Annotated in this window: 4 protein-coding genes; all 4 read left to right on the forward strand. The window is 27.5% G+C overall.

The genetic code is table 11. The features are described from left to right. A partial coding sequence (locus BU038_RS11935; RefSeq protein WP_107606201.1) for a hypothetical protein occupies positions 1-965 on the forward strand: 965 nt, incomplete at its 5' end. Between the two features lie 24 nt (positions 966-989). After that, positions 990-1,958: an ATP-grasp fold amidoligase family protein gene (locus BU038_RS11940; protein WP_107606202.1), complete on the forward strand. Its 969-nt coding sequence runs from the start codon at positions 990-992 to the stop codon at positions 1,956-1,958. Between the two features lie 18 nt (positions 1,959-1,976). After that, positions 1,977-3,188, forward strand: coding sequence for an O-antigen ligase family protein (locus BU038_RS11945; protein ID WP_107606203.1), 1,212 nt, complete (start codon positions 1,977-1,979; stop codon positions 3,186-3,188). Positions 3,189-3,218: 30 nt separating this feature from the next. After that, on the forward strand, positions 3,219-3,936 hold a 718-nt coding region (locus tag BU038_RS11950; protein WP_158262800.1), incomplete at its 3' end, for a glycosyltransferase.

Here is a 3,936-nt window from a genome sequence, read left to right on the forward strand (position 1 = left end):
ATAAATCTGCACTTTACACCTATTATAAAAAGTTGTTGCTATATATTACGTTGGTATCTGTGATGTTTTCTGTATCAATTTGGGTATTTCATATTGATGAAATCGAATATTTACTAATTTATTTATTGGTTTTATTTACATCGAGTAGAATGTTTTTACTAGTTTTCTACAGGGTGAAGAAAGAATTTATGAAAATTCTTTATGTTAACTTAGTGCTCAGTTCTATGTATATATTACTGTACTTTTTGCCTATAGAAAGTGTGAAAGAAGTACTTTTATGTTTTGTAGTTATAGAGTTTTTGATAAATGTAGTTACATATCTATTAGTTAAGGTTAATGTAGTTGCATTATTCAAAACACAAAATTATTATTTTGAAGCATCATCACTAACTTTTTTCTTAATATCAGGCTGTGCAGGATCTTTAATGAACTATTCAGATAGATTCATAACAAGTTTTTTACTTGGTGCAAGTAGTGTTTCGATTTTCTATATAGCAACTTTGCCAACTAAATTAATGTTGTTCCCGTTTACAATGATTTCATCAGTTATTTTGAGTTATATTGCAGATACTGAAAAAATCACAAAAAGAATTAAAAAACGTGTATTAATGTTGATGCCGTTTGTAAGTGTTGTTGTGTTTGTTATTTCTTATTTTGTTGGCTACATTTTGATATATCTGTTATATGAAAATTATTTAGAGGCAGTTAAACCTATATATTTATTTGTAACAATAACATTCGGATTGATTTGTGCCGATTACATTATACGTAGTTTCTTAGTTAAATATTATTCATTAAAGCGCAAAGCGATGATTGATATATTAACGCTAATCTTTTTTGTAGTATTATCAATGATATTAAGTATTTTTAGCCATAGTTTAGTTATGATTGCAGTTGCTCAATTAGTTACATACTCAATAAAGCTATCTGTACAATTGTATATCTTTTCAAAACTAAAAGTATAAAAACAGATTACATGGAGGAGTAAGATGATTAGTCGTTTTAAGATAGCTATTAGAAAATTGTTATTAAGAGAAAGTACTAAAAATTTATATAAGAACATGAGTAAAGTAAAAGCTAAATTGATGAGATTTTTAAGTGACGAGCAATTTACAAAGCTCAATTTAAAGCATAATACAGGTATTAAACTTAACTTGAAAAACCCTAAGATGTTTGTAGAAAAAATAAATTGGCTGAAATTGAACTATAGAAATGACTTGCAAACTGAGTATACTGATAAGTATCTAATGAGACAACATTTAATTGATAATGAGTATGGTAACTTATTACCTCCTTTATTAGGTGCATATGATAATTTTAATGATATTAACTTTGAAAAAATGCCTGATAAAGTATTTTTAAAAACCAACCACACATCTGGGGTAAACCAAGCAGTTGAGAAAAACCAAACGAACTTAAAGAAGACTAAAGAAAAATTTGATGCAGCAATGAAAGATAACTACTTTAAATATTCTAGAGAATGGAATTATAAAAATATTAAACCTAAAATTTTAGTAGAAGAGTATTTGGATATGACGGAATTTATTGATTATAAATTCTTCGTATTTGAAGGTAAAGTAGAATTTTTTGCTGTCATAAAAAATATTAATGATGAACAAGGCAACCAATCCCTAGAAAGTAAAATCAATCTATACGATACAGATCAGAATAAAATGAATATAGATATTAAAAGGCAAGAGTTTGTTGATGATGATTTCGAATTCAGTAATTTTATACCTGAAATGATTGAAGTATCTGAAAATTTAGCGTCGAAATTGCCTTTTTGTAGAGTTGATTTCTTTGTGAGTAAGGATAAATTGTATTTTGGTGAAATGACATTTCATCCTAATGGTGGCCAATTAGTGCTGTACCCATTAGAAAATGAATTGAAGTATGGAGAAAAAATTCATTTGAATAAAATTCCTCAAAGCGATTTGAAAAAGCAACTTAATCATTAATGGTTAAGGAGGTAAAGTATGAAAAAAAATCTGAATGAGCATAAGTTTACGATTAAAGTATCCACAATTGTTATATTTATTTTGTATTTGTTAATAATTATAGGATCACTTAATGCGACAGAATCTGGAACTGTCCTTATTGGAACTGCAGCATTGTTTCTAACATTTTTTATTGCTACTTTAGGAATACTTATTTATGTAAGTAAATTAGTTCCATTTGACAAATCGCAGTTGACAGTATTAATTTTAATTCTATTATTGACAATGGTATGTGTTACTTCTATTTCAAATAATACATTTGAAATGAAAGACTTGATTAATACAATTCAAATGATTGCGTGTTTATTACTTATTATGTATTTGTCGTTTATCAAAATAAGTTTTGAAAACCTTAAATATATAAATGTATTAGTGGCAATATTCGTCCTATTTCATTTTATAGTATGGGTAGCAATGGGTTTACCGGGTTTCTTTGCTAGTATATATAATAACTCAAACCTTATAGGCCCATATATGTTTTATACTTCTTTCTTCTTGATATTAGGTATTAGATACTCTAAATTTAAAATTATATATGCCGGAATTCTTTTTATTAGTTTAATTCTTGTTTTCGCTAGTGATACGCGATCAATACTTTTGAGTATTGCAGCAACGATGCTCGTGTTCTTGTTTTGGAAACTTTTAACTAAGTATCAAAGTGTAGCAGTCTTATTTTTTGCTCTAGTAATTATACTTAGTATTTCGTTTATTTATATCTATCCAATGTTACCTACTTTTAGATTCTTTACACCTATAGAACAGTGGATGTTGGATCATACTGGTAAAAGTATAATGTCTGGTAGAAATGACTTGTGGATTCCATTAATTGAATTAATTAATGAAAAGCCTTGGTTTGGTTATAGTCCTGGCACTATGGCAGAAGAATTATATTCACATGATCAGTCGCCACATAATTTATATTTAAATATTTTGATGCAAATTGGTTATTCAGGATTAATATTAATTTCATCTATTTTCTTGATTATATGGAATGCAATGGTAAAACAAAAAGATAATTTCATTGTTAAATTATCTGCCAGTTATTTTATGGGAGTCATAGTACACCAATCATTTGAGATTACCTTATTCCAAAATCAGTTATCAGTAGGATTGCTACAAGTATTTATAATAGGTGTTGGATATAGTGTTGCAACAAACTTAAATAAAGAAAGGGAAATGATTATAGAATGAAGTACCGAAAGAAATATGGAGGTTGTTAACTTGAAAAATATATGGATATTTAACCATTATGCTACAGACAATTACTTTAATGAAGGTGGAAGACATTATTGGTTTGCAGAATTTTTAAAGAAAAAAGGGTATAATGTTACAATATTTTGTGCAAATACAAGACATAATTCTAATGATGTAATAGATACTAATGGAAAACTGTATGCAGAAAGAGTTGTTAACGAAATTCCATTTGTCTTTGTGAAATCCCATACTTATAATTCAAATAATCATCATAGAATCATGAATATGCTTTCTTTTAGTAAAAGGTTACTTAAGGTGTCAGAAGATTATCGAAAAAGGTATGGTAAACCGGATACTATTATAGCCTCAAGTGTACATCCACTTACTTTAATAGCAGGGTTAAAAATAGCAAAAAAATTACAAGTGAAATGTATAGTTGAAGTTAGAGACTTATGGCCAGAAAGCATTGTTGCTTATGACATATTAAGTAAAAATAATCCAATTACACAAATAATGTATCAAGCTGAAAAGAAAATATATGAAAAAGCTGATGCAATTATAATGACATGGCAAGGTGGCAAGGACTACATTAAAAATCAAGGTTGGTTCTCTTCGATACGAGAAGAAAAAATTCACCACATTAGTAATGGTGTAGTATTAAAAAATTTTAATCATAATGCTGATTTATATAAAGTAAATGATTCAGAACTAATGGACACTAATTATAAAAATTATGTATATACTG

Origin of the sequence: Staphylococcus simulans (assembly GCF_003043455.1) — a bacterium.
GTDB classification, from domain to species: domain Bacteria; phylum Bacillota; class Bacilli; order Staphylococcales; family Staphylococcaceae; genus Staphylococcus; species Staphylococcus simulans_A.

Bases quoted from the DNA above. Each gene is read 5' to 3' on its own strand.
- BU038_RS11940 (WP_107606202.1), top strand. From the start codon at position 990: ATGATTAGTCGTTTTAAGATAGCTATTAGAAAATTGTTATTAAGAGAA.
- BU038_RS11945 (WP_107606203.1), top strand. From the start codon at position 1,977: ATGAAAAAAAATCTGAATGAGCATAAGTTTACGATTAAAGTATCCACA.